Below are 2616 nucleotides of genomic sequence, written 5' to 3' on the forward strand. Positions count from 1 at the left end.
TTTCCTTTCCGCCTGTATCAGCTGTATTGTTTCCTGCATTGCCGCATCCACCCAAAATTCCAGCTACTAAAATCCCGGATGTAACAAAAGATAACAATTTTCTCATTACAATTGACCCCCATTTTTTAAATTATTTATTTTTCCTAAATCCTCATTTTAAATGAATTAAGATATCCTTTTTCCCCTTTACGATTATGGCGAAAAAAAGAGACCACAACAGAAGGACCTGAATAAAAAACAGGCAATCAGTGTGAGTCTCCATTTCTCCGTCACATATTATTAACTTGATTACTATAATAATAGAATTTGAAACCCGATAAAGAAAGGCAGCTCTGGTGTATTGCATTAATGAAGACAGTTTGGGCCATGCCAACTACATGGCTCCAAATAATTTTGGAACAAACAAGGTAATAGCTGGAACATACGTTACGAGCAGTAGCGTAACAATTAAACCTGCCATGAAAATCAATAACGGTCTTGTTACTGCCTCTATGCTAACTCCCCCAACACTGCATCCGACAAACAAACTACTTCCGGACGGCGGACTCACGATACCGATACAAAGGTTAAAAACCAAAACAATTCCAAAATGCACAGGATCCATGCCTATTTGAGTTACAATTGGCAAAAAGATAGGGGTAAAAATAAGGATTGCCGGTGTAATATCCATTACGGTGCCGACTAATAGCAATACGACATTCATAATCAATAGAATAACGATAGGGTTATCTGAAATGGATAATACAGCCTCGCTGATCGCAGCTGGTATACCGCTAAACGCCATTACCCAGGACATGATCGATGAAGCCGCGACCAAAAATAGCACAATCCCTGTCATAACAACTGTTTCACCCAAAATCTTAGGAACATCGGACCACTTTAAAGTTTTATAAATGATAGAAAGAATGACGGAATATAAAACAGCGACGGCAGAACCTTCCGTTGCAGTAAAGACACCTGCTACAATTCCCCCGATAACGATTACGATGAGTAGTAAGCTTGGAATGGCGTCAATAATAACTTTTGTACCCTCAGAAAAGCTCGGTCTTTTTGCTACTGGATAATTCTCTTTTTTAGCAATATAGTAGGCAATCGCCATAACTGTTAGCCCCATTAGGATTCCCGGTACATAGCCCGCTAAAAATAATGCGGCAATCGAAGTTCCTCCGCTGACCATCGAGTAAATAATAAATGCTCCGCTCGGAGGAATCAATAGACCTGTAGGGGAAGAGGCAATATTTACAGCCGCAGAATACGCTTTGTTATATCCTTCTTTTTCCTGAAGCGGAGCCATAGTACCACCAATGGCAGCCGCTGCCGCTACTGCGGAACCTGAAATCGACCCAAACAGCATGTTCCCTACGACATTCGTATGAGCTAGTGATCCAGGAAGACTGCCGCCCATCAACTTTGCAAGGTTGACGAGACGCAGGGCGATTCCCCCGTTATTCATAATAATTCCAGACAAAATGAAAAAGATGACGGCCAAAAGGGAAAAACTATCTATTCCTGTTACCATTTTTTGAGCTGCCGTAAAAATGGCAACGTCAAACGGTACAATCATTATCGCGGCAATAAAAGATGCTATTCCGGTGGCTACAGAAATCGGAACTCCCATTGCCATTAAAATAATAAAACTTATAACCAACACTAAACCTGTTTCAATCGCACCCATGAAAAACTCCTTCTTTCATCTCTATAAAATTTCTTCCTTCTTCTTCAACCAATCGGGCATATTTAATAGTTGATAAATGATAATAATCGTTCCGGAAATAGGCACGATGGAATAAATCACTCCAACCGGAATTTGCAGAATCGGTGTCAACTGTGCCATGGTCGTATTTACAATGTTTAACCCGCCTTTGATCATGACTGCACCGGCAAAGCCAATAATGAACAAATCATTAACCATTCTAACGGCCTTTTGATTTTGCCCTTTTAATTTTTCCAATAATCCGGTAATCGCCAAATGCTCGTTTTTCCCGAAAGCATAACTTGCTCCCAACATAGTGGTCCATATAAGTCCGAAACGAAGCAACTCTTCTGTAATCGTACTCGGATCACCCAATACATATCGGCTAAAGACCTGCCAGATTGCACCGATAACCATGATGATAGTGAATACGCACCCCACAAACATAATTAACTTATCCAGGAAACTTCGTATTGTTTTCATAACCTAAACTCCTTCTTTTAAATCGGTGTCTTTCGCAATCGTTGCTTTTACAGTCATGGTAACCATTTCACTCCCAATAAATATAAAAGGCCAAGCGCCGCCTATTATTACGACTTATAAGGCGGAGCTTGACCTTCTCCCTTTTATTTTAGAGCCTCAATAGCATCCATGATTTCTTTAATATTAGAATCTTTCTTGCTATATTCATCATGCATTGGCTTAACCTTCTCGATAAATGGCTCTTTATCGACTTCAGTGAATTTCACGTTCATCTTGGACTTCGCTTCTGTTATTGCCTCTTCAATCGCTTGATTCCAGAGTTCCTTTTGGTATTCTGTAGAGGATTGAGCTGCATCCGTTAGGATTTTCTGCTGTTCTTCAGATAGGCTGTTCCATGTAGTAGAACTCATAACAAGAATATCCGGAATCATGGTATGTTC

General features: G+C 40.3%; 2 protein-coding genes and 1 pseudogene. All 3 read right to left on the reverse strand.

Features of this window, described 5'->3' with window-relative positions; genetic code table 11:
- Positions 1–373: 373 nt before the first annotated feature.
- Positions 374–1675, reverse strand: coding sequence for a TRAP transporter large permease (locus ACIQAA_RS32335; protein WP_402628008.1), 1302 nt, complete (start codon positions 1673–1675; stop codon positions 374–376).
- Between the two features lie 21 nt (positions 1676–1696).
- On the reverse strand, positions 1697–2176 hold the full coding sequence (locus ACIQAA_RS32340) for a TRAP transporter small permease (protein WP_402628010.1): 480 nt from the start codon (positions 2174–2176) through the stop codon (positions 1697–1699).
- Positions 2177–2319: 143 nt separating this feature from the next.
- Positions 2320–2616, reverse strand: a pseudogene (locus tag ACIQAA_RS32345) (TRAP transporter substrate-binding protein); the annotation flags it as partial.

Source organism: Neobacillus sp. NPDC093182 (assembly GCF_044754045.1).

Coding starts and splice junctions, on each gene's coding strand:
- ACIQAA_RS32340 (WP_402628010.1), bottom strand. CDS start 2,176: ATGAAAACAATACGAAGTTTCCTGGATAAGTTAATTATGTTTGTGGGG.
- ACIQAA_RS32335 (WP_402628008.1), bottom strand. CDS start 1,675: ATGGGTGCGATTGAAACAGGTTTAGTGTTGGTTATAAGTTTTATTATT.